The 23793-nt window shown below is 57.2% G+C and carries 22 protein-coding genes and 2 pseudogenes; 13 read left to right on the forward strand and 11 right to left on the reverse strand.

The window, feature by feature from the left end; translation table 11 throughout:
• Positions 1-7: 7 nt before the first annotated feature.
• The 3 genes from AC13Q5_RS06750 to AC13Q5_RS06760 form a co-directional block, all read right to left on the reverse strand.
• Positions 8-205, reverse strand: coding sequence for a hypothetical protein (locus AC13Q5_RS06750; protein ID WP_488501203.1), 198 nt, complete (start codon positions 203-205; stop codon positions 8-10).
• A gap of 10 nt (positions 206-215) precedes the next feature.
• Positions 216-398, reverse strand: a complete 183-nt coding sequence (locus tag AC13Q5_RS06755) for a hypothetical protein (protein WP_488501204.1) — start codon at positions 396-398, stop codon at positions 216-218.
• Positions 399-515: 117 nt separating this feature from the next.
• Positions 516-1373 (reverse strand): SDR family oxidoreductase, encoded by an 858-nt coding sequence (locus AC13Q5_RS06760; RefSeq protein WP_488501205.1) that lies wholly within the window; start codon positions 1371-1373, stop codon positions 516-518.
• Positions 1374-1666: 293 nt separating this feature from the next.
• Between AC13Q5_RS06760 and AC13Q5_RS06765 the strand changes: the two genes are divergently transcribed.
• Positions 1667-2104 (forward strand): PPC domain-containing DNA-binding protein, encoded by a 438-nt coding sequence (locus AC13Q5_RS06765; protein ID WP_488501206.1) that lies wholly within the window; start codon positions 1667-1669, stop codon positions 2102-2104.
• Between the two features lie 88 nt (positions 2105-2192).
• Positions 2193-4286: a catalase gene (locus AC13Q5_RS06770; protein WP_488501207.1), complete on the forward strand. Its 2094-nt coding sequence runs from the start codon at positions 2193-2195 to the stop codon at positions 4284-4286.
• An 85-nt stretch (positions 4287-4371) separates the two neighbouring features.
• Here AC13Q5_RS06770 and AC13Q5_RS06775 read toward each other — a convergent pair whose 3' ends face one another.
• From AC13Q5_RS06775 to AC13Q5_RS06785, 3 genes are all read right to left on the reverse strand, one after another.
• Positions 4372-5460 (reverse strand): DNA topoisomerase IB, encoded by a 1089-nt coding sequence (locus AC13Q5_RS06775; protein ID WP_488501208.1) that lies wholly within the window; start codon positions 5458-5460, stop codon positions 4372-4374.
• A 140-nt stretch (positions 5461-5600) separates the two neighbouring features.
• Complete coding sequence (locus tag AC13Q5_RS06780) at positions 5601-7388, reverse strand: thiamine pyrophosphate-requiring protein (RefSeq protein ID WP_488501209.1); 1788 nt, start codon at positions 7386-7388, stop codon at positions 5601-5603.
• Between the two features lie 168 nt (positions 7389-7556).
• The gene (locus AC13Q5_RS06785; protein ID WP_488501210.1) at positions 7557-7817 is read right to left on the reverse strand and encodes a hypothetical protein; all 261 of its coding nucleotides are present in this window, start codon (positions 7815-7817) and stop codon (positions 7557-7559) included.
• Positions 7818-7948: 131 nt separating this feature from the next.
• On the opposite strand from AC13Q5_RS06785, the pseudogene AC13Q5_RS06790 reads away from it, so the two are divergent.
• Together AC13Q5_RS06790 and AC13Q5_RS06795 are read left to right on the forward strand one after the other, a co-directional pair.
• Positions 7949-9936, forward strand: a pseudogene (locus tag AC13Q5_RS06790) (ABC transporter ATP-binding protein/permease); the annotation flags it as partial.
• Positions 9937-10199: 263 nt separating this feature from the next.
• Complete coding sequence (locus AC13Q5_RS06795) at positions 10200-10484, forward strand: hypothetical protein (RefSeq protein ID WP_488501211.1); 285 nt, start codon at positions 10200-10202, stop codon at positions 10482-10484.
• Positions 10485-10617: 133 nt separating this feature from the next.
• Here the strand turns inward: AC13Q5_RS06795 and treS are convergent.
• A pseudogene (treS, locus tag AC13Q5_RS06800) lies at positions 10618-12264 on the reverse strand (maltose alpha-D-glucosyltransferase); the annotation flags it as partial.
• Positions 12265-12478: 214 nt separating this feature from the next.
• Here treS and AC13Q5_RS06805 point away from each other — a divergent pair.
• Positions 12479-12766: a DUF3175 domain-containing protein gene (locus AC13Q5_RS06805; RefSeq protein ID WP_488501212.1), complete on the forward strand. Its 288-nt coding sequence runs from the start codon at positions 12479-12481 to the stop codon at positions 12764-12766.
• Positions 12767-12825: 59 nt separating this feature from the next.
• Here AC13Q5_RS06805 and AC13Q5_RS06810 read toward each other — a convergent pair whose 3' ends face one another.
• A complete protein-coding gene (locus AC13Q5_RS06810; protein ID WP_488501213.1) occupies positions 12826-13245 on the reverse strand; it encodes an HD domain-containing protein in 420 nt (139 codons plus the stop codon).
• Between the two features lie 193 nt (positions 13246-13438).
• Here AC13Q5_RS06810 and AC13Q5_RS06815 point away from each other — a divergent pair, with 193 nt between their 5' ends.
• The 4 genes from AC13Q5_RS06815 (at position 13439) to AC13Q5_RS06830 (ending at position 16244) form a co-directional block, all read left to right on the forward strand.
• Positions 13439-13999 (forward strand): hypothetical protein, encoded by a 561-nt coding sequence (locus AC13Q5_RS06815; protein ID WP_488501214.1) that lies wholly within the window; start codon positions 13439-13441, stop codon positions 13997-13999.
• A gap of 70 nt (positions 14000-14069) precedes the next feature.
• Entirely contained in the window at positions 14070-14231 is a 162-nt protein-coding gene (locus tag AC13Q5_RS06820) for a DUF1328 domain-containing protein (RefSeq protein ID WP_488501215.1), read from the forward strand.
• Positions 14232-14380: 149 nt separating this feature from the next.
• Positions 14381-14908: a DUF4142 domain-containing protein gene (locus AC13Q5_RS06825; protein WP_488501216.1), complete on the forward strand. Its 528-nt coding sequence runs from the start codon at positions 14381-14383 to the stop codon at positions 14906-14908.
• 232 nt (positions 14909-15140) lie between these two features.
• Complete coding sequence (locus tag AC13Q5_RS06830) at positions 15141-16244, forward strand: PAS domain S-box protein (RefSeq protein ID WP_488501217.1); 1104 nt, start codon at positions 15141-15143, stop codon at positions 16242-16244.
• Between the two features lie 172 nt (positions 16245-16416).
• Here AC13Q5_RS06830 and AC13Q5_RS06835 read toward each other — a convergent pair whose 3' ends face one another.
• Positions 16417-16917, reverse strand: a complete 501-nt coding sequence (locus AC13Q5_RS06835) for a YciE/YciF ferroxidase family protein (RefSeq protein ID WP_488501218.1) — start codon at positions 16915-16917, stop codon at positions 16417-16419.
• A gap of 99 nt (positions 16918-17016) precedes the next feature.
• Entirely contained in the window at positions 17017-18315 is a 1299-nt protein-coding gene (locus AC13Q5_RS06840; RefSeq protein ID WP_488501219.1) for an NRAMP family divalent metal transporter, read from the reverse strand.
• Between the two features lie 589 nt (positions 18316-18904).
• Between AC13Q5_RS06840 and AC13Q5_RS06845 the strand changes: the two genes are divergently transcribed.
• Positions 18905-19270, forward strand: a complete 366-nt coding sequence (locus AC13Q5_RS06845) for an oxidoreductase (RefSeq protein WP_488501623.1) — start codon at positions 18905-18907, stop codon at positions 19268-19270.
• A complete protein-coding gene (locus tag AC13Q5_RS06850) occupies positions 19209-19934 on the forward strand; it encodes an oxidoreductase (protein WP_488501624.1) in 726 nt (241 codons plus the stop codon). Before AC13Q5_RS06845 ends, AC13Q5_RS06850 begins: the two co-directional genes overlap by 62 nt.
• Before the next feature lie 20 nt (positions 19935-19954).
• Here the strand turns inward: AC13Q5_RS06850 and AC13Q5_RS06855 are convergent, their stop codons facing one another.
• Positions 19955-20209: a DUF982 domain-containing protein gene (locus AC13Q5_RS06855; RefSeq protein ID WP_488501220.1), complete on the reverse strand. Its 255-nt coding sequence runs from the start codon at positions 20207-20209 to the stop codon at positions 19955-19957.
• Positions 20210-20343: 134 nt separating this feature from the next.
• Between AC13Q5_RS06855 and ku the strand changes: the two genes are divergently transcribed.
• Both ku and ligD read left to right on the forward strand, forming a co-directional pair.
• Complete coding sequence (gene ku, locus AC13Q5_RS06860) at positions 20344-21216, forward strand: non-homologous end joining protein Ku (protein ID WP_488501221.1); 873 nt, start codon at positions 20344-20346, stop codon at positions 21214-21216.
• A 2-nt stretch (positions 21217-21218) separates the two neighbouring features.
• The gene (ligD, locus tag AC13Q5_RS06865; RefSeq protein WP_488501222.1) at positions 21219-23789 is read left to right on the forward strand and encodes a DNA ligase D; all 2571 of its coding nucleotides are present in this window, start codon (positions 21219-21221) and stop codon (positions 23787-23789) included.
• The last annotated feature ends 4 nt before the right edge of the window (positions 23790-23793 follow it).

Consider the following 23793-nt stretch of genomic DNA (forward strand, 5'->3'; position numbering starts at 1 on the left):
AGCTCGCCTACTTGCCACCTTTGCGCTTGGGATCGTGGCTGTGATGGCGATCCCGTTCGCCGCCTCCACCCGAAACCTTGCTGCGGTCTCGCTTGTCTGGCTCGGCCGGCGGCTTTGGAATATTCAAGAGCGCCTTGGCGTTTTCGTGCGATGCTCCCGGACCGCCCTGGCGAATGCTGGCCGGTGTTTTGGTTGATGTGGACATTGGCACCTCCCTATCGATCCTGCTGATGGCCCTGGTGACTGGTGTTGATCCTGCTATTTCCCTGCTGACCCTTCTTGTCGGGATCGACGGACGTGTCAGGCTTATGGGGATCGGATATCGATGGTTTGGCGTGATCGCCAACCCCCTTATCGCTTCGATTTTCCTCGGGAACCGGTGGTGGTCTGCTGTTCATTATTTTCTCCTGTCATCTTTTCGCTGGAAGCTGTGGATGATCTACGTCATCAGCGAATCGATAAGATCGAACCGCTTCTCGCCCGGAATGTTCCTGGAATGAGCACCTTCACCGAAATCAAAGGATAGGCTTGCCTCCGGTGACGGCGATGGTGGCGCCGGAAACATAGCTGGAGAGTGGATCGGCGAGCATGACATAGGTCGTCGCCAGTTCAGCCGGTTGACCTGGTCGCTTCATCGGCACCTGTTTTCCGAAATTCTCGACCGCCTCTGGCGTCATCGTGGACGGGATCAGTGGCGTCCAGATAGGTCCGGGCGCGACGGCATTGGCGCGAATGTGCTTTTCCGCGAGCAACTGTGCCAGCCCAGCGGTGAAATTCTGGATAGCCCCTTTCGTGGTGGCATAGGCGAGCAAAGTCGGGTTCGGAGTATCAGAGTTGATTGACGCTGTATTGATGATCGCGCTGCCCGGCTTCATGTGCGGCACGGCGGCCTTGCTCAGATAGAACATAGCATGGATATTCACCCTGAACGTCAGTTCCCACTCCTCGTCGGTGATATCGCCAATATCGTGAAATGTCGCCTGATGCGCGGCATTGTTGACAAGGATATCGATCCCTCCAAGCTCAGTCACCGCCTTCTCGATGATGTCTCGACAATGATCGGGTTCCTGAATATCGCCGGCCACCAAAACCGCCTTGCGGCCAGCATCCTCGACCCATTTTCCGGTCTCGTGAGCATCGTCGTCCTCGCTCAGATAAGCGATCAGAATATCGGCGCCCTCGCGCGCGAAGGCGATCGCGACCGCGCGGCCGATGCCGCTGTCGCCACCGGTGATGACAGCCTTCTTGCCAGCGAGCCTGCCCGATCCGCGATACGTCCTCTCGCCGTGATCGGGCGTCGGGTGCATGGCAGCGGTATAGCCTGGCATGGGCTGCTGCTGTGATGAAAATGGCGGTTTCGGATGCGTTGACATATGCGTCCTCCTTGTCGGGTCATATCGCTCGGATGTTTGTCCTCTAACCTTTGCAAGGCTCCGCGGTTCCCGTCGCAAAGTGGAATTCTCCACCAAGAAGGCACCCAACAGCGGAACCTTCAAGCCGCGTCGTTGTTTCAACCCGTCGACCTAGTGAGGGTCCGGATCGGCCGTCATCCACAGGATACGCCGATGCGCCTCAAGGCCGACAAGTGACTGTGCCGGGGCTGCCGTCAACGGCAGGAGCAGCCTCGGCACGCACAGATCGCGACAGCCAACATGGAGGCGATGCCATGCATCATAAGAAAATCGAACTTCAAAACGGGCAAAAGACCTATGTCGTCGTTCTCGACACGAATGAGGAGGCATTCTCCACGCTTGCCGCATTCGCAACCGAACAGCGTTTGACCGCAGCCTCGATCACCGCAATCGGTGCATTTGAAAGCGCGACCGTCGGCTGGTTCGATTTTGCCGGTCGCAGCTACCGCAACATCCCGGTTGCGGAGCAATGCGAAGTGCTGAGCCTGATCGGTGACATTGCGATGGGCGACGATGGCAAGGCGAGTCTCCACCTCCATGCTGTCCTGGGCCTCAAGGATGGCTCGACACGCGGCGGCCACTTCCTCGAAGGCATCGTCCATCCGACCTTGGAAGCAACCATCGTCGAAACGCCGGCAGAGCTGCATCGTCGGCACCAAAGGGATCTCGGCATCGCACTGATCAAGCTTTGAAATTGACGGCCGTTAGCCTCCAGGCAGCAGGAACATTCCGGACCGGGAGAGGTTCGGTCAGCGGTACCGGCGGCAGAAGGAGGATATCATGGCGACGGAAGAGAGCTTTGAAACGTCACGCGGCAGCGGCGGAGAGACACATCAGCACATCCCCGAAAGCGGTCCTCACGACGGCGCGGAGCACCTGACGACCAATCAGGGCATCCGGGTTTCGGACAATCAGAACAGCCTGAAATCAGGAGTGCGCGGCCCGACGCTGCTTGAAGACTTTGTCCTGCGTGAAAAGATCTTCCATTTCGACCACGAGCGCATTCCCGAAAGGATCGTGCATGCTCGCGGTTCGGCCGCGCATGGCTTCTTTGAGCTCCATGAGCCGCTTTCGGATATCACGAGCGCCGATCTTTTTCAGCGGAAAGGCGAAAGAACGCCAGTTTTCGTCCGCTTCTCCACCGTCGCCGGCGGCGCGGGCTCGGTGGACACACCGCGCGATGTCCGTGGCTTTGCCGTGAAGTTCTATACCAAGCAAGGCAATTGGGACCTGGTCGGCAACAATATCCCCGTGTTCTTCATTCAAGATGCTATGAAGTTTCCAGACCTTGTTCATGCCGTGAAGATGGAAGCGGACAGAGCTTATCCGCAAGCCGCTTCCGCTCATGACACTTTCTGGGATTGGGCATCGCTGATGCCGGAATCCACGCATATGCTGATGTGGGCGATGTCGGATCGCGCCATTCCTCGCTCGCTGCGCATGATGCAAGGATTCGGCGTTCACACCTTCCGCTTCGTGAACGATGCGGGCAAATCGACATTTGTAAAGTTTCACTGGAGACCGAAACTCGGGATTCAATCGCTGGTCTGGGACGAGGCGCTGAAGCTGCAGGCAGCCGACAACGACTATCACCGTCGCGATCTCTTCGAGGCGATCGCCGCCGGGCATTTCCCGGAATGGGAATTGGGTCTGCAGCTATTCGACGAAGCCTTCGCCGAAAGCCTTCCCTACGATGTTCTGGATCCCACCAAGATCATTCCCGAAGAAGTTCTACCGCTGAGGATGGTCGGGCGCCTCGTCCTTGATCGCAACCCGGACAATTTCTTTGCCGAGACCGAACAGGTGGCATTCTGCCCGGCCAACATTGTGCCAGGCGTCGATTTCACCAACGATCCCCTCCTCCAAGGGCGCCTGTTCAGCTACCTCGACACACAGAAATCCCGTCTCGGGACAGCCAATTTCCATCAGTTGCCGATCAATGCACCGAAATGTCCTGTCATGAACTTCCAGCGCGATGGGCAGATGCAAATGCAGGTCCCGAAAGGCCGCGCCAATTACGAACCGAACAGCCTCGGCGAGAACGGTGAAACGGGCGGACCGCGCGAATGTCCGGTGACGGGTTTTAGTACCTATGAACACCGGGCGGTTGAAGATGAAGCAGGCAACAAGCTGCGCGTCCGCGCCGAACTCTTCGCCGACCATTACAGCCAGGCGCGTCTTTTCTGGAAGTCACAGACGCCGTCGGAACAGGCTCATATCGCATCGGCCTTCGTCTTCGAATTGTCGAAGGTGCAATTGCAGCATGTGCCGCCGCGCATGGTCGGGAACCTGATGAATGTCGATGCCGGCCTCGCCAGTCGCGTTGCCGCGGGGCTCGGACTTGTCGGGCCCACCAAGAACTCGCCGGCGCGCGAACCAATCGAACTCGACGCATCTACAGCGCTCTCCATCCACAGGAACATGAAGGAGACGTTGGAGGGGCGCCAGATAGGAATCCTGATCGCTGCGGGAAGCGATGCCAAGGCGATCTCCGATCTCGTCGAGGCCCTGAACGATGCCAAGGCAAAGCCCTTCATCGTGGCTCCGAAGATCGGGGAGACGAAACTTTCCGACGGCAATACGATCCGCGCCGACGGACAGCTCCTTGGTTCGCCGTCTCAACTTTTCGACGCCGTCGCCGTCATCCTTTCCAGGGAGGGAGCAACGTCCTTGATGAACGAGGGAGCGGCCATACAATGGGTGATGGACGCATTCGGGCACTTGAAGGCGATTGGCCATGACGCGGCTGCGAAACCGCTGCTCGACAAGGCCGGCATTCACCCTGATGCCGGCGTCGTGGATCTCGGCGCCTTCATCGGGGCGGCTTCCAAGCGATATTGGGACCGCGAGCCCCATGTTCGAATGCTTGCCTGATCGCCACGCATCCTTGATGTCGCCGATAGCGCCTCCGTCGGCGACCAGGCGACACCTGCCAAGCCCTCTGATTGGCAGGTGTCGTTTAACTTTGCGGAAGGACGCGGTCTACCGTCCGCCTCTTGAGCCATCGATAAACCTGAATTTCCTCCAAATCCATCCACTGCAGAAGCCGTTTGCTCCTTGTCCTAAACTTGAGGACATCGCCAAGGACACCCGCCCTGAAATCTTCGAAGACCGCCGGATGGATATAGGAGGACCTGCAGACGGAACGGGTATTGACGAGTCTTGAAGCCACCGCATCGACCGCCTCGTTGATCTGGCGCGCGATCGCCCGTTCGGATGCCTCGACGTCGAGCGGAGCCAAAAACGCAACAGCCATGCAGGTCGCGCCCCAGGTCCTAAACTGGCGCGAGCTGAAATCATTCTCGACCGTCTCCTGGATGTAGGCGTTCACGTCCTGAGACGAGATCTGACGGCAGTCGTTTTCATCGCAGACATATTTGAAGAGCTGCTGTCCCGGCAGTTCCTGCAGGCATCGCACGACATTGGCGATGCGGCGGTCGTAGTGGATCAGATTCCATTCCTTGCCGGACTTGCCTTTGAAGCGAAATTTGACTGCTGAACCTTCCACCTGCACATGCCGGCTTTTGAGTGTGGTGAGCCCGTATGATCGGTTTGCTTTGGCGTATGCCGTATTGCCGACCCGAATGTAAAGATTGTCCAGCATCCAGACGACGGTCGCCAGAGCTTTTTCCATGGTCAGGCCTCGGGAGTGCAGATCTCCGTCCACCCGCTGCCGGAGATCCGGAAGGCAGTCCGCGAAATCCACGAGACGGTCGAACTTCGCACGATCTCGTTCGGACTGCCAATCCGGATGATAGCGATATTGTTTGCGACCACGCGCATCTGTTCCAACAGCCTGAAGATGAGACAGAGGATTCGTGGAGATCACGACGTTCGTATAGGCGGGAGGTATCGCCAGTGCGTCTAGGCGCGCGACCTCGGACCGGCTTACAATCCGGCGACCGCCAGGCGAATAGTAGAGAAATCCATGCTTTCCCGGCTTTCGGGTAATGCCCACGTCAAGGCCGGGAATGTAAATCAAAGCGGACGTGAGCTTCGCTTCCGCCGCCGCCGCAGCAACACCGACTTTGGAGAGCATCCGGTTCATGCTCGAATAACGCCGATTGATCAAGCGGGTTCCCTGGACGCAAAAAAGCCCACTGCGCGCAACCGACAACCTTCAGTTTGAGACCCAACCCTGCTGCGGTTCCGAGCAGGGTCCTTTCCGGCTCGTCGATTGCTCAATAACTATCGGCGCCCCGGAAGGAAGGCGCTGAGCGCTTGCCTCAAAGTACCTTTGACGACACCGCTCTCCTCGGGGTCTCCTTTCAACAAGGCAGCACTCAGATTGCGCATCTGCTCGAAGGTGATATGCGGCGGCATCGGCGGCACCTCCGGATCGGTTTTGACCTCGAGCACGACGGGCAGCTCCGAAGCAAGCGCCTCGTCCCAGGCTGGCCCCAACGCCTCTGGTCGATCGACAAATATGCCATGCAGCCCGATCATATCGGCAAAGCGATGATAGGGAACATCGGGAATACGCTGCGATGCTTCGAATTTAGGATCGCCTTCCATGACGCGTTGCTCCCATGTCACCTGATTGAGATCCTCGTTGTTGAAGACGCAGACGATCATTCGGGGATCAGGCCAGCTCCGCCAGTATTTCGTTACGGTGATCAACTCCGCCATATTGTTCATCTGCATCGCCCCATCGCCAACTAGGGCGATCACTGGACGATCTGGATGGGCCACCTTGGCTGCGATCGCGTAAGGCACCGCCGCTCCCATGGACGCAAGACCGCCGGAAAGCGAGGCCATCATACCGTGTCGCAATCGAAGATCGCGAGCATACCAGTTGGCGCACGAGCCGGAATCACTGGTGACGATGACCTCGTCAGGAAGTCGAGGCGATAGCTCCCAGACGACACGCTGCGGATTGATGGGATTGGCTTCGACATGGGCTCTCGCCTCCAGCGTCCGCCACCATTCGCCGACCCTCTCCTCGATCTCCTTGCGCCATGAAAGATCCTGCTTCTGCTCAAGGAGTGGCAGGAGAGCCTGCAAGGTTTCCCGCGCATCGCCGACAAGATTCACGTCCATGGGATAGCGCAGCGAAAGCATGTCCGGCCGGATATCGATCTGAACCCCGTGTGCATCGCCTTCTTCCGGCAGGAATTCCGAATAGGGAAATCCAGAACCGATCATCAGCAGCGTATCGCAATCCCGCATCAAATCCCACGACGGTTCGGTGCCGAGAAGTCCGATTGAGCCTGTGACCCAGGCAAGATCATCCGGCAGGACAGCTTTGCCGAGCAGCGCTTTTGCCACCCCTGCCCCCAATCGATCAGCGACCGCGACAACCTCTTCGGTGGCACCGAGTGCACCAGCGCCAACGAGCATCGCAACTCTCTTTCCGGCATTCAACACCGACGCGGCGCGCTTCAGATCGATCTCATGCGGCACAGTTCTGGGCGCGACATAGCCAATGCCTGACATGACCGAGCCATGCTTGCGCGGCGGCGTCTCATAGGGGATTTCCTGTAGATCATTTGGCAAGATGACGGCGGTGACAGTCTTATTTGCAAGGGCAATGCGGGCTGCCCGGTCGATCAGATGGCGAACTTGAGAGGGGGCGGACGCCTGATGGACGAAGTTGCCTGCGACGTCCTTAAAAAGCGAGGCAAGATCCACCTCCTGCTGGTAGTGGCCGCCGATCGCGCGACGGGCCTGCTGGCCAACAAGCGCCAACACCGGCTGATGATCCAGTCGCGCATCATAAAGACCGGTCACCAGGTGAGTTGCACCAGGCCCCGACGTCGCGATGCATACGCCCAGCTCGCCTGAGAACTTGGCATAGGCCGATGCCATGAAGGCCGCCATTTCCTCATGGCGGGCCTGGATGAATTCGATTTTTCCGTTGGCTCGATTCAGTGCACCGAAGAGACCATTGATGCCGTCTCCGGGGTAGCCGAAAATGCATCGCACACCCCAATCGTAGAGGCGCTGTACAATGAAATCGCCAACTGTCTTTGCCATAACCGGTCTCCAATTGTTGGGCGTCATCAAGACGCGTGGTGATCCAACAAGGAGATACGTATTATGTTCCCGCTACCGTGCTCGACGATAGGGGAGCCCGGCAGCGGAGCAGCCAATACATCGACTCATTGCTAGAAATGCCGAAGCCGCTACTGCAATCTTTAGTCGTCACGATATATCTTCGAACCGGATTTTCTGACCGTCGAGGTAGCCATGCTCGTAAGCCTTGGCCTGTTCGCTATTCTCGGGATAAGGGTTCTTTCTGTTTTCCGCTTCGCATTTTCCAGCCTCGACTCCCTGTTCATACGCCTTCTTTTCGCTTTCTAAAGCCGGAAGACGTGGCGATTGCTCGGGATAGTATTGTATCGGATTCGGTAGCCCAAGCGCGGGTGCGAAGACTGAGCCTGTGATCGGCGTTTGCGGGCACATAACAAATTCCTCCTGACTTTGAAACGCTATTTGCGGTCGACGGTTCCCTGAACCATCACACAATCTGTCGACAGGACGCGTTCATCATTCGAACGGTGAAACTTTTTGAATTTTGGCCCGTTTTTGTGCTTATGACTGATGCTAAATCCAGTCCGAAATTGGCCGACGATACCAAGTCGGCTGATGTAGAGAGGTCGCCCCAAGAGAAGAGTTCGACTGCCGAGGTCGAGCTGCCGCCAGATATAGTCGAACCCGACCCGGATTTGACCCCCGAGGAAACCGAGCGGGCACGGAAAAGCTATCTTCTCACGCGTTTCTGGATAAGCGCACGCGGCTATTGGAGCCGTCGTGGCGACCGCCTTGCCTGGCCATGCTCGATCGGACTGCTTTCGTTGATCGGCCTCAACGTCTGCTTCCAGTATGGTATCAATATCTGGAACCGCTCGATTTTTGACGCTATCGAGCAGCGCAACGCTCATACGGTCTATTTCCTAAGTGTCGTGTTCCCACCGCTGGTGCTCGGCAGTGTCGCGCTCGTGACGATACAGGTCTACGTTCGCATGATGATCCAAAGACGATGGCGCTTCTGGCTCACGACCGCTCTCATCGCCCGATGGCTCGCCAACGGCCGTTATTATCAACTGAATCTCATCGGCGGTGACGACCACAAGAACCCCGAGGCACGTCTCTCTGAGGATTTACGGATCGCCACGGAATCCCCGGTCGATTTCATCGCCGGCGTTATCTCCGCCTTCGTGTCAGCTACGACCTTCATCGTGGTGCTTTGGACCATCGGCGGCGCGCTGACCTTCCAGATCGCCGGTTCAGTTTTTACAATCCCAGGCTTTCTCGTCGTCACCGCGGTCCTCTACGCCGTCATCACGTCCACCTCGATGGCTGTCATCGGCCGCCATTTCGTCGAAGTTTCCGAGGTCAAGAACCAGGTGGAAGCCGAATTTCGCTACACGCTGACGCATGTCCGCGAAAACGGTGAGAGCATCGCATTGCTCGGCGGTGAAGAGGAGGAGCGCAATGACCTCGAGCGGACCTTCGGCAATGTCCTGAAACAGTGGGCGCTGCTCGCCCACCAATATATGCGCACGACCCTTGTGTCGCAGGTGTCCATGCTGATCGCACCCGTTGTGCCGGTCCTGCTTTGCGCGCCGAAGTTTCTTGAGGGCAGCATGACGCTCGGTCAGGTGATGCAGGCCGCCTCCGCCTTCGCCATCGTTCAGACCGCATTCGGATGGCTGGTCGACAACTATCCGCGCCTCGCCGACTGGAACGCCTCCGCGCACCGCGTCGCCTCACTCATGACGTCGCTTGACGGATTGGAGCGCGCTGAAAAGAGCGATTCCCTCGGACGCATCAAGCACGGTGAAACCGAAGGCGAAGCGATGCTACGCCTCAACGATCTCTCCGTAACGCTCGACGACGGCACCTCCGTGGTCAAGGAAACGGAGGTAGAGATCGATCCGGGCGAACGTGTTTTGGTCGCCGGAGAATCCGGCACGGGCAAAAGCACGCTGATACGGGCAATTTCAGGTCTCTGGCCGTGGGGTCATGGCAGCGTCGACGTCCATCCCGATAGCCGATTGTTCATGCTGCCCCAGCGGCCTTATATACCGTCGGGCACGCTTCGCCGCGCCGTTGCCTATCCGCGTGCGGCCGACGACTGGACAGTGGACGAGATCAGGTCCGCCGTTGAGAAGGTCGGTCTCGACTATCTGAACGATAAGATCGAGGAAGACGCGCCATGGGACCAGACGCTGTCGGGCGGCGAAAAGCAGAGGCTCGCCTTTGCGCGTCTTCTGCTACACGATCCCGATATCATCGTGCTAGATGAGGCAACGTCAGCACTTGATGAGAAGAGCCAGGACAAGATGATGGAGATGGTGATCCGCGAATTGCCCAAGGTCACCATTATCAGCGTCGCACATCGAGCCGAGTTGGAAGCTTTCCATAGCCGCAAGATTACCCTGGAGCGCCGTGAAGGTGGCGCAAAGCTTGTCAGCGATATCGATCTTGTTCATCGCCAGAAAAAAGGGAACCTGCTTTTGCGGCTCTTGGAGGATAGAAGACCATACCGAAAGGCAACTTGACCTCTGGCAAGGAGGGCGGCCCCAAGATCGGCCGATATTGCACTACTTGGCAATTGTGGAGCGCCGTGAGCATGGGCGCCCTTTCGCGTAGTTTCCTGAATTCGTGGCCGGCGTCCAAATCACGCGCAGCAAAGCAGCAAAAGCCTGCTACTATCCGCTCATAGATCATATATGCGCGAACGACTATCTTGTGCTTGTTCGCACCGACGAAGCGCGTCTATCTATGACGATAGGGATCGCCGGGCTTTCGTTTGCCATGGCCTATGGCGGGAGGAACCAAATGCGCCGCTATCATCACCTTGTCGAAGGCATTCTTCGGCCAGAGGAAATCGACAGTCTACAAAGAATTTTCGATGTCGTGATCGCTCAGCCGTGGTTCAACCTGAACGAAGTGAACCGTGAAGCCTTTGCGGCGGAGCTTATCAAGCTTTACCGAAGCGGTGTGATCGACTTTGTCAAACTTCATCAGCTTGCCGCCTTAACCGCCATCGGCTCTTTTAGCCGTGACATGCCTGAGGAAGAACGGAGGGCTCTCAGTCTTCTCTATGAAGGGCAAATTGATTGAGGCGATGGCGAAAGCCTTGTGCTCAAAGGGAAGCACCAAGGAAGATCGGCAACAACTGCAAGGAGAAAAGAGACTTACGTTCAGGTTTTTGAAGCGACCAGAGCTCGGTCGCTGGAAGCCTATTTGTTCAAGGCTTCAACTGAAGCCAGAAATATCCGTAGGGCTGAAACATGATCGGATAATCAAGCTTGCCTACGGCTGGAAATGTCGCCTTCCCAAACAATTCCCTGGGACTTCTACCCGCATATTGACGCAGGCCGAGCATGGTGGCCTGAGCAATATTTGACAAGTTCGCGACGCAAAGAACGCTTTCCCCGCGATACTCTCTGACATATGCGATGACGGCGGGATTGTCGGTGTCAACAAAGTGAATCGCTCCCCTTGCGAAGGCAGGATGTGACGATCTGATTGCCAGGATGCGACGGACCCAATTCAGAAGAGAATGTGGATCGTCTTCCTGTGCAGCGACGTTAATTACCTGTAAGCCGAACCGGGCATCTTCGATCGGTGGCAGCGCAAGGGTCGCTGGATCGCCGCTGGAAAATCCGGCGTTCTTGCCGCTGGACCATTGCATCGGTGTGCGGACACCATCTCGATCCCCCAAATCGACATTGTCGCCCATGCCGATCTCGTCGCCATAGTAGAGCACCGGGCTGCCAGGCAAGGAAAGCAACAGCATGTGCAGAAGCTCGATGCGGCGCCGATCCTGGTCCATCAGCGGTGACAGGCGGCGTTTGATGCCGAGATTCAGCCGCGCCCGCTCATCGGCGGCATAGGTATTCCATAGAAAATTGCGCTCGTCCTCGGTGACCATTTCCAAGGTCAACTCGTCATGGTTCCGGAGGAAAATGGCCCACTGGCAATCCGGGGGGATGCCATGGGTCTGCCGGACCATGGTGATGATCGGCTCGGAATTTCTCATTGCAACCGCCATGAACATCCGCGGCATCAGCGGGAAGTGGAAGGCCATGTGGCATTCGTCCCCTTCCCCAAAATATTCCCGAGCCTGATCCGGCCATTGGTTTGCTTCCGCGAGAAGAATGACGCCGGGATGGCTGACTTCGAGCGTCATTCTGATGCGCTTGAGTAGCCTATGCGTTTCGGGAAGGTTCTCATTATTGGTGTTGTCTCGCTCAACGAGATACGGAACGGCATCAAGGCGAAATCCGTCAACGCCGAGATCGAGCCAGAAGCGCATGATATCCAAAACCGCTTCGATGACCGCGGGGTTGTGATAGTTCAAGTCCGGCTGATGGGAGTAGAAGCGATGCCAGAAATAGGCGCCTGCAGCCGGGTCCCAGGTCCAGTTGGATCGCTCGCTATCGACGAAAATGATCCGCGTTTCCGCGAACTTGTCGTCCGTCTCGGACCAGACGTAGAAATCCCGTTCCGGCGACCCGGCTGCTGCATGTCTGGCACGCTGAAACCAGGGATGCTGATCCGAGGTATGGTTGAGGACCAGTTCGGTAATGACGTGCAGCTTGCGGGCATGGGCGGCATCCACAAATCTTTTGAAATCGTCGAGAGTACCGAATTCCGGGCTGATACTTTCATAGTCGAGCACGTCATAGCCATCGTCGCGGCGAGGAGATGGATAGAACGGCAAAAGCCAGATCGTGTTGACACCAAGCGATACCAGGTAATCCAGTTTCAACGTCAATCCGGCGAAATCGCCAAACCCATCCCCATTGGCGTCGAAGAACGACTTCACATGGAGTTGGTAGATGACGGCATCCTTGTGCCAGGACGCATAGCGAAGCTCGCGTTCGGTTTCGCTCAATCGGCAGCTCCCTCGGCAACTATTGTTTCGGTCGGGCGCGACAGGTGCTGGCTCGAAACTAATGTCATCCGCCGTCTCTTCAAGATTGCTCAGGGGAAATGTTCGCGCTCGTGACCTGGAACATGAAGGCAACTCGCGTGTTCGGAATTCAGCACCGGCAAACTCAGCGTCTCGGGTTGCCCGCGACACCGCGAATTCAACGAGGAGCGCAGCAATGCCCAAAGGTAAATCGAAGAAATGGTCACAGAACGTCACTGAGAACAGCGACGCCATGGATCTGAAGAAAGGCGTATTCAACGAACGCAGCGCCAAGAAGATTGCCGATTCACTCAAGGAATCCGCCGAAAGCAGCAAGCGTCGAAAATCCAGTCCGTTTCAATCCGCCATGTCGATGTTGAACTTCTATATCAATCGGGCAGGCAATCAGCTTTCGAAATCCCGTCGGGCAACATTGGAAAAAGCAAAGATCGAACTCCGGAAGGATTTCGGTCGCGATCTTTGAATGTCGCAAGCGGGTTCGTTCTCGGGATCGGAAGCCGAGCTGCCGTCGAAGACGAGCTCCTATTTTCTGCTCGTCATTTCGAGCAGGATGTCCAAGCCGTGCCGATATTTTGCGGCACCCTTTCCAATCCGCTGGCTTTGCCAAAGGTTGTCCTCGAGGTCGGCCCGTTTGACAGGGAGAGCCAACGTGTTCGTTGCCGCGCGATGGATGAATTGATCGTCCGCTTCGTCCGGCCGCCGGGTCAAGGCGTCGACGGCTGATAAAATCCTTGTTGGGAAACCCTCCGCTTTCAGACGGTCGAGCGTCCATCCTCTTCCCTTCTCAACGACATCATGAAGATAGGCGACGGTGCGAGCCTCGTCGCCGGAAACGAGAAGCGCGATCCGTTGGCAATGTTCAAAAAACGGTCGACCCGTTTTATCCGTCTGCCCTTCGTGTGCCTCGAGTGCGATGTGGATGGCTTGGTCAAGATGCTTCACAGTGGAGGGCTTTCTGGATCGTTGGCGTGTCTTGCAGACGGATATGCCGGGAAATCGAATGCTCGATCGGGCTGGATAGCGAATGAACCCTGTGCACAACGGATTGTTCCTCCTTCAGGGAAGGGAAACACGCTGGAACGTCGATCGCCCCGCCAGATTTTCAATCCTGCCATGCTGACGCCGGATTTTTCTGGTGTCTGCCAGGCTGACTTTGGAAGGGCGCAACATGGAATTCCTCAATCGCTACATCGATCGTCCGCTGCTTGCCGGCGGATCGGCAGGCATGCGGCTATGGCACAAGCGGACGGGCCATTCCCCACAGAAACTCGGCCCCTTGTTGAATCTCGTCGTCATCCTTGCCCTTCTGTCGACAAGCAGTCTGCTTCTGAGTGGTCCGACCTATCTTTTCGCCCTAGGCACGCTCCTCTTGCTCGCCGTTCCATCACTGCGCTTATTCGCACGTGATTGGACAGGGCGGAGTTACGATACCCGATCCTACCAGGCGCTGGCGGCCTCAGCCGCTCGCAAACGCGAGGCGGAATGGGCGACACGCCTGACGGTTTTGCTGACCGCCACCGTCTTCCCCTTCTGTGTTTCCGTGGCCGATCCGACGGCAAGCATCTTCCTGCTTGGCGCTAGCCTTTGGTTTGTGCTTACAGCGCCGGTCAAGATGTATCTGGACGCTGCCGAACCACCTCCGCCCGACAGCGGAGGCCAGACGGCCTGGAGGAAACAGGTGATAATAGCGGCGTGACGCCGTCTCCTATCCACGGAACAAAGCACTCCCGTTCCCGTTCTCCTTCCATCAACCAATGGAGAGCGAAATGCTTTATTATGCATTGATATTTCTCGTCGTGGCTTTGATCGCGGGTGCCCTTGGCTTCGGCGGCATAGCGGGCGCGTCCGCATCCATCGCACAGATCCTGTTCTTTATCTTCCTGATCTTCTTCGTCGTGTCGCTCATCATGAATGTGATGAGACGCTGAGGCAGAAGACGAAAGAGCATGCGATCATTGAGGCCAGCCGTGGCTGGTCTCCACGATCATCTCCATCCTAACCGACATCCAATATGTGCAACTTACTCTGGAACGTTTTGGCCCTTTCGAAGTTCGAAGACGGAAGAAAGGAGAACGCCATGAAACGCTCAACCATTACTGCAGGAATCCTGCTCCTGGCCACCACAGCATTTGCCCAATCAGCCGCAGAAAAGACAGGCGTCAATTCCCTTGTCGGCGCCGCACCAACGACGCAGGATTTCGTCAGCGAGGCTGCGAGCAGCGACATGTTCGAAATCGAAGCCAGCAAGCAGGCTCTGCAGCGCGGCGATAACCAGACAAAAACTTTTGCTCAGCAAATGGTCGACGACCATCAAAAAACAACCATGCAGTTGAAGGACCTGGTGACGAGTGGCAAGGCGAACGCAATGCTTCCCGCCGAAATGACGTCCACTCAGAAAAAGATGCTGACCCGACTCCAAAAGCTGCAAGGAAAGGAATTCAATCAGCGCTATGATTCGGACCAACGTTCGGCTCATGCCAGTGCCGTCGACCTTTTCAAGCGATATGGAGAAAAAGGAGACAACGCTGCCTTGAAAGCATGGGCGGCAAATACGACACCCACACTGCAGCATCACCTGGAAATGGCCAAGAAACTCGGAAAATAAAGCCTGTTGGCTCCTGTCCCGCGAACTTCACTTGGCTCGGACGCGGGACGCTGAAACAGCCTCCGGCGATGCAAACTACTCGGCAAAGTCGCGATGATGAACCGTATTGCTTGCTCGAGCCCTGCCAAATCTGGAAAATTCGGCTAGTCCGCCTACTTATAGATTGTTTCGCCAAAGACCTCTTCGAATGATCATGGTTAGCCGACGGCGAAACGAGCTTAGGAGGAAATCCATGTCGACCCAGAGGGTTCAGGAGGCGCAGGCCGCCGTTTTTCAGAATGCGCCCTCACGCACTGCACAAACCAGGAATACTTTGCTGGAGCAGCTTGGATCCAACGCCCCCACCGCTCAGGCCTTCCTTGCGGCAATCGTCGAGAGTTCGGACGACGCGATCATCAGCAAATCCATCAATGGCATCATTACGAGCTGGAACAGGAGTGCCGAACGGCTGTTCGGATACACCGCGGAAGAGGCGATTGGCGAGCATATCACGATCATCGTTCCCGAGGATCGACTTCGCGAGGAAGAAACAATCATCTCCGCTATCAGGGCGGGAGAAAAGATCGATCACTACGAGACGATCCGACGCCGAAAGGATGGTACCCTGGTTGAGATCTCGTTGACCGCGTCTCCGGTTCGCGACGATCTCGGGAATATCATCGGAGCGTCGAAGGTGGCGCGCGACATTTCCGAGCGCAAGCGCGCCGCTGAGCGCCAGGAGTTGCTGCTGCGGGAAATGAACCACCGCATCAAGAACATCTTCGCGGTCGTCGGTGCTGTGATCGGATTAAGTGAACGCACATCAAGCTCGATCAAGGAATTCGCAGGTGATCTGAGAGCCCGTACAAATGCACTTGCGATCGCCCATGAGTTGACTCTGCCCGGTGCAAATAGCGCCGGCGTCCAGTCACACGACACGACCCTCTTTACTCTCATCAGCGCGCTGTTCGCGCCTCATCAGGATGGCTGCACCGACCGCGTGTCCCTAGATGGGCGGGATGTTCCTGTTAGAGGCGCAATTCTGACGTCGCTTGCCCTGTTGTTGCATGAATTCGCAACAAATGCGGTGAAGTACGGGGCGCTCTCCAGTCAGGACGGGAGGATTGCGATCAATATTAGCTGTGATGACGACTTTGTCCTGACATGGACTGAATTCGGAGGACCTTCGATCGCCGAGCCTGAGGGTCCCGGAGGATTCGGGTCGCAGCTTGAACGCGCGACGATCGGCTCTCTGCACGGGGCCATCGACCGCCAGTGGAATCCTTCCGGATTGAAGATCCTGCTGCGAATCCCTTCACATGTCCTACAGGCTGAGCGGGGTTCGGACGCCGCTTGAATGAAAACGCAAGGCAATTTCAACGTATGGAAGAGGCAGTCGCTTGCGGCTTCCCGCCGCGTATCTCTCCGTCACTCATGCGCATTCATTGTCTCGCGCCGTAAAGTGGAAGGTATTCAAACTCCGACGATGCGCCGCTGTCGCGACGCATCGAAATATGGAAACCGGTGCTTTATGCCGCTTTCTTCGCCTTCGCGTTTGCCGCAGTTTCCGCGAGTTTGGTCAGCTTTTGATCGGTGGCCTTCTCCTCGTTCAGGGTCTGCTGCAGAAGGGATACGGCGTCCTTGAGCCCAAGCTGTTTTGCCCATTCGATGAGGGTGCCGTAGCGGGCGATTTCATAGTGCTCAACGGCCTGGGCCGAGGAAATGAGGCCTGCATCGAGCGCCGGGGTGCCCTTGAACTCCTCCATGATCTCGTCGGCCTCTGCGATGATGCCCTGGATTGCTTCGCAAGTCTTTCCGCGTGCCGGCTTTCCCAGCATGTCGAACACCTGCTCCAGACGTTCGACATGACCCTGGGTCTCATCGCGATGATGAAGAAAGCCCTGCTTGCCCTCTTCAGCCTGGGCCGCGCGCGCCATCTTCGGCAATGCCCGAAGAATTTGCTTTTCGGCGTAATAGATGTCTTTCAACGTTTCGAGAAAGAGATCGTTCAAAGTCTTCTCGGATGCCATTGGGGTCCTCCATCATGTATGGCGAGATCATTTTGATTATGAGACCTCCTCGGCCTCGCTCACCGAACAGACGACCAAAGGATTGGTTCCTGACCGGCCTCAGAAAAATGCAGTCACGGCCATGCCGATCACGGCAGCAAACATCGCGGCGCACGAGATCCATCCAAGTGCTTTCAATCCGCCGCGGATAACAAACTGCTTCATGACCTGGTGATTGGAAGCAATCAGCATGAGGATCGCCATGACGGGAACGGCGACGACACCATTGATCACAGCGCTCCAGAACAAGGCCTTCATCGGCGGGATAGGCGTGAAGTTCAGCAGCATGCCTACCACGGTCGCCAACCCCACCGTCGTATAGAAGGCCTTCGCCTCGCTCGGCTCGCGCGACAGCCCAACCTTCCATCGAGCCGCCTCCCCGACCGCATAGGCAGCCGAACCGGCGAGAACTGGCACAGCCAGAAGACCCGTTCCAATAATACCTGTGGCAAAGACGATCTTGGCGAAGTGTCCGGCCAAAGGTTCAATCGCCTTCGCCGCATCAACGGAGCTCTCGATATTCGCTGCACCAGCCTTGTTAAGCGTGGCTGCGGTCGTCGTTATGATTGCCAGCGCGACTATATTGGATGCCGCCATGCCGATGAGCGTATCCAGTGTGATGCGAGCGTCCGCCTTTTTCGCTTCCTGCGGATGCTTCACCAACGCTTCCTGCCGGGGTTTTTCCTTCAGGTCTTCGGCTTCCTGAGATGCCTGCCAGAAAAACAGATAGGGGCTGATCGTCGTTCCAAAGATCGCAACGATCATCGACCAGTAATTCGGGTCCGCCTTGAACGTCGGCAGCAGCAGCCCTCGAGTGAAGCTCGACCAATCGACATGCACCACGAACAGGGTCGCGATGTAGGACAGAAGCGCCAGGCTCAACCATTTCAGGACGGCCACATAGCGCTTGTATTTGAGGAGAACCTGCAAAAGGATGCAGATCACGCCGAAGCCCGCGACATAAATCAGTGAATTGCCGTTCAACAGCAAATGAGCCGCGTCTCCCATCGCACCGAGATCCGCGCCTAGATTGATGACATTGGCAACCAAGAGCGGGACAGTAACGCTCACTCCAACCCAGCGGGGATAGCATTTCGCCATGCTGCCCGCCAAACCTCGGCCAGTGGTTCGGCCGATGCGGGCGCTGATCATCTGCACGGCAACCATTAGCGGGTAGGTAAGGACGAGCGTCCAGTTCGCGATGTAACCGAATTGCGCTCCGGCCTGCGAATAGGTCGCAATTCCGCTCGGATCGTCGTCCGAGGCACCGGTGACCAGACCAGGCCCAAGGATTTCCAGTATCCGCGGTTTCGAAGGTTCAACGACCGAACTTTTGTCATCCATCTGATAGTCGCTCATGGCCGCCTCCAAGCGGATGCCGGAACTCGGACATTTTCTGTCAGTCGCGGCCCGATGCGAATGAACTCCACTTGCCTCCTGTTTGTTCCGCACAAGCATTCGACATTAAATCGATGCAACTTCAGGGACTTGATTGTGGTGCCTGCTCAATCCTTGAGGCTCCTTCGCAGCTCGTCGGCCATCGGCTGAAGCCGGGTTTGGTACGCCGTTTGAGATCAGCGGGGTCCAAGGATTCAACACTATTGGATTGAATACTGCCGATGAGTTGTCAGCATCAAAATCGAAGATTGCCGCGAGCCGCGGACAGACAGACAGTTTGAAGAGGAGGCGTGCTGACAGGTTCAGCATCGTCGGGAACATTTGCTGGTTGGCAATGTTAGATCCGCCCCATCGATGGCTCGCTGGAAAAGACCATCGGATGGAAACTTTGACGCTAACAGGCGAACTTCGATTTCGTCCACAACCGCGTGAGTGCCTGGGAGAACTTAGGTCTCGACTGAGACCCAGTGCCTCCTGGCAGGAGATTGATATGGCCAATCTATTTACTCCAATGGACTTGAACGGCCTTGCGGTTCCCAATCGTATCTGGATGTCAGCGATGACCCGCACGCGCGCAACAGCCCAGAACGTGCCCACATCCTTGATGGGCGAATATTTTGCGCAGCGTGCGGCGGCAGGCTTGATCGTGACAGACTGCACAGCGGTATCAGCGCAAGGCAAGGGCGTGATTAACGGCCCCGGCATCTGGCGCGAGGATCAGATCGAAGGATGGAAGGTGGTCACCGATGCGGTTCATGCGGCCGGTGGCCGAATCTATTGCCAGCTCTGGCATTGCGGCCGCGTCGCACATCCGGAAATGCGGGGCGGAGAATTGCCGGTCGCGCCCTCCCCCTCTGCCGGCGAAGGGCAAGTACAAGTTTCCCGACCACGAGGCGGAGTTCCCAATTCCACATGAACTCGCCGCTGCCGAGATTCCGAAAATTATCGAGGACTTCGCACAGGCGACCCGCAATGCCCGCATCGCAGGATTCGATGGTGTCGAGTTGCATGGCGCCAATGGATACCTGCATGATCAATTCCTGCAAGACGTCAGCAATAGACGCACCGATCGTTGGGGCGGCACGATCGAGAACCGTTCGTTGTTTATGCTTGAGACAATCGAAGCAATGGCAAACGCATGGTCAACCGACCGGATAGGCATCCGACTGGGGCCGTCGACTTCCCTTTATGGGATGGGCGACAGCGATTCACTCAAAACGTTTGGCTATCTCGTCAGGCAACTTGATCGTCGCAAAGTCGGCTATCTGACGATGCTGGAACCGAACAGGAAGGAATTGGAGTCGGGTGTCCAGGTCTCGCATGTGGCCAAGACTTTTCGACCGATGACGACGGTGCCATTCATCGCCAATACGGGATTTGACAAGGTCAGCGGAATGGATGCTATCGCTTCAGGTGATGTCGATGCCGTGGCCTATGGCACTTTGTTTCTGGCCAATCCTGATCTGGTGGCGCGCTTTGCTTCAGGAGACAGCGAATTTAACAAGCCTGATCCCGAAACTTTCTACGGTACCGGGCCAAATGGTTACACGGATTATCCCTTGCGTCGCGGGAAACCTTGAGCACGCCGCCCGCCTGCTGATCACGCCTCAAATATCTCGACGCCACCTTCTTCGAGCGCAGCAAGGAATGCGGCTCTCGCTACGAGCGCCTCTACATGGCCTTCGTGCGCGCTAATCAACGTGCGCTTCGCGTTTTTGAAGGCAATTCCGTGCGACTTTGCGGGCCAACTTCGCAAAAGATAATAGGTGGCGGCCTCGGTGTTGACAATCGTCAAGCGCTGACCGGGCTTGCTCGTTTCGACCGTGATTGGCTTGCTCCACAATTGCTGTGTCATGATTGTCCTCCTCCAGCCAAAACGGCACCGCGACCTGAATGTTCCGGTGGAGAACCCTTCGCGGACAATATTCAAAACCGGAACAATGGAGGACCAAAGCTCGTTTGACTCCTATCGTTCACAGGAGCCAGCCTATGAGTCCGCGCGCGCAATGGAAGGGATACCTGAAGTTCGGAGAGGTCAGTTGCGCAGTCGCGCTCTATACGGCGGTTTCCACTTCGGAGCGGATTTCCTTTCACACGTTAAACCGGGAAACCGGAAACCGCGTCAGGCGCGAATTCATCGACGGCGAGACCGGAAAGCCGGTGCCGCGCGAAGATCAGGTTAAGGGATATGAGCTCAACAAGGACGACTATATCGTCCTCGAGCCTGAGGAAATTTCCGCCGTGGTGCCGGAGAGCGACAAGATCCTGCACGTGAAGGCCTTTCTGGCATGTGCTGAAATTGACGACGTCTATTTCGATCGGCCGTATTATCTCGCTCCTTCGGCCCCGGCAGCGGAAGAGGCATTCACGCTGATCCGCGAGGGCATGCGCAAGAAGCAGGTTGCCGCCATCGCCCAGGCTGTTCTATTCCGCCGCGTGCGAAAGATGTTGATCCGCGCTCACGGCAAGGGGCTCATCGCCACCACGTTGAACTTCGATTACGAGGTGCGCCCGGCAAAGGAAGCCTTTGAAGACGTTCCGGACATGACGATCAAGGGCGAGATGCTCGATCTTGCCAAACACATCATCGACACGAAAACAGGGACCTTCCACGCAGGCGATTTCGATGATCGCTACGAGGCGGCCCTTGCCGATCTCGTGAAAGCCAAGATCGAGGGCAAGGCGATCCCACAGCGCGAGCCAGCGACACCTGCCAAGGTTACCGATCTCATGGAAGCCCTACGCCAGAGCGCCGGGCTGGATGGCAAAAGCAAGGCAAAGGCGAGGTCGAGCCCCAGGTCCAAGAAAGCAACGAAATCTCGCGCGCCATCCTCTTCACGGACGCAACGCAAGGCGAGCTGACCATGGCATTGGAAATCTACAACCGTAAGCGTGATTTTACTAAAACATCCGAGCCGAAAGGTCGCGCAAGCAGAAAAAAAGCCGCCGCCGCCGGCAGCAGCTTCGTCATCCAGAAGCACGATGCACGCCGCCTACACTATGATTTTCGTCTTGAACTCGACGGCGTGCTGAAGAGCTGGGCCGTGACCAGGGGACCGAGCCTGGTGACCGGCGAAAAGCGGCTCGCGGTGCAGACCGAAGACCATCCTCTCGAATACGGTGGTTTCGAAGGCACGATCCCGAAGGGCGAATACGGCGGCGGCACGGTTCTCGTCTGGGATAAAGGCTCCTGGACGCCGATTGGCGATCCGCACAAGGGACTGACCAAGGGACATCTCGAATTCGAGCTCCACGGTAAAAAGCTCGGCGGGCGCTGGCACCTGATCCGCATGGCCGGAAAACCCCGCGAGAAGCGCGAAAACTGGCTGCTGATCAAGGGGGAGGACAATGCGGCTCGCCCCGAAAGAGCCCCCGACATCCTGGAAGAACGACCGGAATCGGCCAAGACGGGACGGCTTATCAATGAGGTCGAGAACGAGAGGCCGGGCTGGTCATCCAAAACGGGTAAGATCGATCGCAGAACGGCGAAACCGAAGAACGGCTCCCTTGAGTCGAGCAAGTCGGAACCAGAACGCGATACAGAGGCTGTCGATCCCTCTCCCTTGAAGGGCGCAAGGAAGGCAGCGCTGCCTTCCTTCATCGAGCCGGCTTTGGCGACGCTGGTATCCAAGCCGCCCTCGGGTAAACGTTGGCTCCACGAAATCAAATTCGACGGCTATCGGCTCGAGGTTCGCATCGAGGCGAGCCGCATCAAGCTACTGACCCGCAGCGGTCTCGACTGGACGCAAAAATTCGGCAAGGAGATTCTCGCCTCATTCCGGGATCTTCCGGTCGGCACGGCGATCATCGATGGCGAACTGGTCGTCGAGCCCGCGGCCGGCGCCTCTGATTTCTCCACCCTCCAGGCCGACCTTAGCGAAGGGCGCAGCGACCGCTTCGTCTTCTACGCGTTCGATCTCATCTATCTCGATGGCTATGACCTGACCGCCTGCCCGTTGATCAGCCGCAAGGAATTGCTGCAGAAGATCATTCCATCCGAAACCGGGACCCTTCGCTTCAGCAGTCATTTTGATGAAAACGGAAACCTGCTGCTGAGCCATGCCTGCCGGTTGAGCCTGGAAGGGATCGTATCCAAGGTCGCCAGCGATCCCTATCGCTCCGGCCGCGGCAAGACATGGGTCAAATCGAAATGTTCGTCACGGCAGGAATTCGTCATCGGAGGCTTTGTGCCTTCGACGACATCTCGAAAGGCGATCGGCTCGTTGGTTCTCGGCGTCTACGAGGACGGCAAGCTGGAGCATGTCGGCCGCGTCGGCACGGGCTATACGCACACCGTCGCCGAGCAGCTCTTCCAGAAGCTGACCCGCATGAAGGCGGAGGAAAACCCCTTTGCCACAAAGCTGACCGCGGAGGAAAATCGCGGCGTCCGCTATGTACGGCCGGACCTTGTGGCAGAAGTAGAGTTTCGCGCCTGGACCGCCGACGGCCACCTGCGCCATGCCTCTTTCCGAGGCCTTAGAGAAGACAAGAAACCGCTCGACATCGTTCGGGAGACACTGAAATCTCCGACGAAAGCTTCGACCCAAAAGCCTCCCAGAAGCAGTGTATCCCTCACCCACCCCGATCGCCTCTATTGGCCGGACGAAGGCGTGACCAAGGCCGGGCTTGCCGACTACTATAGCGAGGTCTGGCGCTATATGGGTCCTTTCGTCGTGGGACGGCCACTCGCGCTGGTGCGTTGCCCGAACGGGATCGGCGGCCAGCACTTCTTCCAGAAACATGCCTGGAAGGGCATGAACAAGAATATCGCGCTGGCAAAGGACCCGCAGGACGAAGAGCCCTATGTGAGCATTGATGACGTGAATGGCTTGATTGGCCTCGTGCAGGCCGCGGTCCTCGAAGTCCACCTCTGGGGATCGATGGTCGGCGATTGGGAAAGGCCTGACATGATCGTCATGGATCTCGATCCCGGTCCGGACGTTGCATGGCGCGAAGTCATCGTCGCGGCCGAGGAAACAGCCGAACGGCTGAGACGGGCGGGCCTCGTACCTTTCGTCAAGACATCGGGAGGCAAAGGATTGCATGTCGTCTGCCCGCTGGTCGCCAAGGCCGAATGGCCGGTCGTCAAGGCCTTTACCAAGGATGTCGCCGATGCGATGGCGGCAGAGGCCCCCGATCGCTATGTCTCGACGATCACCAAGTCGAAGCGCCGCGGCAAGATCCTCATCGATTATCTCAGAAACCAGCGCGGCTCGACCGCCGTCGCTCCCTATTCGACCCGCGCACGTCCGGGAGCAGCAGTCTCCATGCCTTTGTCCTGGGAGGAGTTGAGCCCGGCAATTGGCCCGGACTATTTCACCGTGCTCAACGTGCCGACACGGCTTGCGGCGCTCAGATCTGATCCCTGGGCCGACTTCAGGCGTGCTGCCAAACCGTTGCCTCAGCCCGACGGGAAGCGCAAACGCGGTTCGTGACAGA

The organism is Martinezella sp. CNPSo 3964 (assembly GCF_057784375.1).

Bases quoted from the DNA above. Each gene is read 5' to 3' on its own strand.
- AC13Q5_RS06750 (WP_488501203.1), bottom strand. From the start codon at position 205: ATGTCCACATCAACCAAAACACCGGCCAGCATTCGCCAGGGCGGTCCG.
- AC13Q5_RS06755 (WP_488501204.1), bottom strand. From the start codon at position 398: ATGAACAGCAGACCACCACCGGTTCCCGAGGAAAATCGAAGCGATAAG.
- AC13Q5_RS06760 (WP_488501205.1), bottom strand. From the start codon at position 1,373: ATGTCAACGCATCCGAAACCGCCATTTTCATCACAGCAGCAGCCCATG.
- AC13Q5_RS06765 (WP_488501206.1), top strand. From the start codon at position 1,667: ATGCATCATAAGAAAATCGAACTTCAAAACGGGCAAAAGACCTATGTC.
- AC13Q5_RS06770 (WP_488501207.1), top strand. From the start codon at position 2,193: ATGGCGACGGAAGAGAGCTTTGAAACGTCACGCGGCAGCGGCGGAGAG.
- AC13Q5_RS06775 (WP_488501208.1), bottom strand. From the start codon at position 5,460: ATGAACCGGATGCTCTCCAAAGTCGGTGTTGCTGCGGCGGCGGCGGAA.
- AC13Q5_RS06780 (WP_488501209.1), bottom strand. From the start codon at position 7,388: ATGGCAAAGACAGTTGGCGATTTCATTGTACAGCGCCTCTACGATTGG.
- AC13Q5_RS06785 (WP_488501210.1), bottom strand. From the start codon at position 7,817: ATGTGCCCGCAAACGCCGATCACAGGCTCAGTCTTCGCACCCGCGCTT.
- AC13Q5_RS06795 (WP_488501211.1), top strand. From the start codon at position 10,200: ATGCGCCGCTATCATCACCTTGTCGAAGGCATTCTTCGGCCAGAGGAA.
- AC13Q5_RS06805 (WP_488501212.1), top strand. From the start codon at position 12,479: ATGCCCAAAGGTAAATCGAAGAAATGGTCACAGAACGTCACTGAGAAC.
- AC13Q5_RS06820 (WP_488501215.1), top strand. From the start codon at position 14,070: ATGCTTTATTATGCATTGATATTTCTCGTCGTGGCTTTGATCGCGGGT.
- AC13Q5_RS06825 (WP_488501216.1), top strand. From the start codon at position 14,381: ATGAAACGCTCAACCATTACTGCAGGAATCCTGCTCCTGGCCACCACA.
- AC13Q5_RS06830 (WP_488501217.1), top strand. From the start codon at position 15,141: ATGTCGACCCAGAGGGTTCAGGAGGCGCAGGCCGCCGTTTTTCAGAAT.
- AC13Q5_RS06835 (WP_488501218.1), bottom strand. From the start codon at position 16,917: ATGGCATCCGAGAAGACTTTGAACGATCTCTTTCTCGAAACGTTGAAA.
- AC13Q5_RS06840 (WP_488501219.1), bottom strand. From the start codon at position 18,315: ATGAGCGACTATCAGATGGATGACAAAAGTTCGGTCGTTGAACCTTCG.
- AC13Q5_RS06845 (WP_488501623.1), top strand. From the start codon at position 18,905: ATGTCAGCGATGACCCGCACGCGCGCAACAGCCCAGAACGTGCCCACA.
- AC13Q5_RS06855 (WP_488501220.1), bottom strand. From the start codon at position 20,209: ATGACACAGCAATTGTGGAGCAAGCCAATCACGGTCGAAACGAGCAAG.
- ku (WP_488501221.1), top strand. From the start codon at position 20,344: ATGAGTCCGCGCGCGCAATGGAAGGGATACCTGAAGTTCGGAGAGGTC.
- ligD (WP_488501222.1), top strand. From the start codon at position 21,219: ATGGCATTGGAAATCTACAACCGTAAGCGTGATTTTACTAAAACATCC.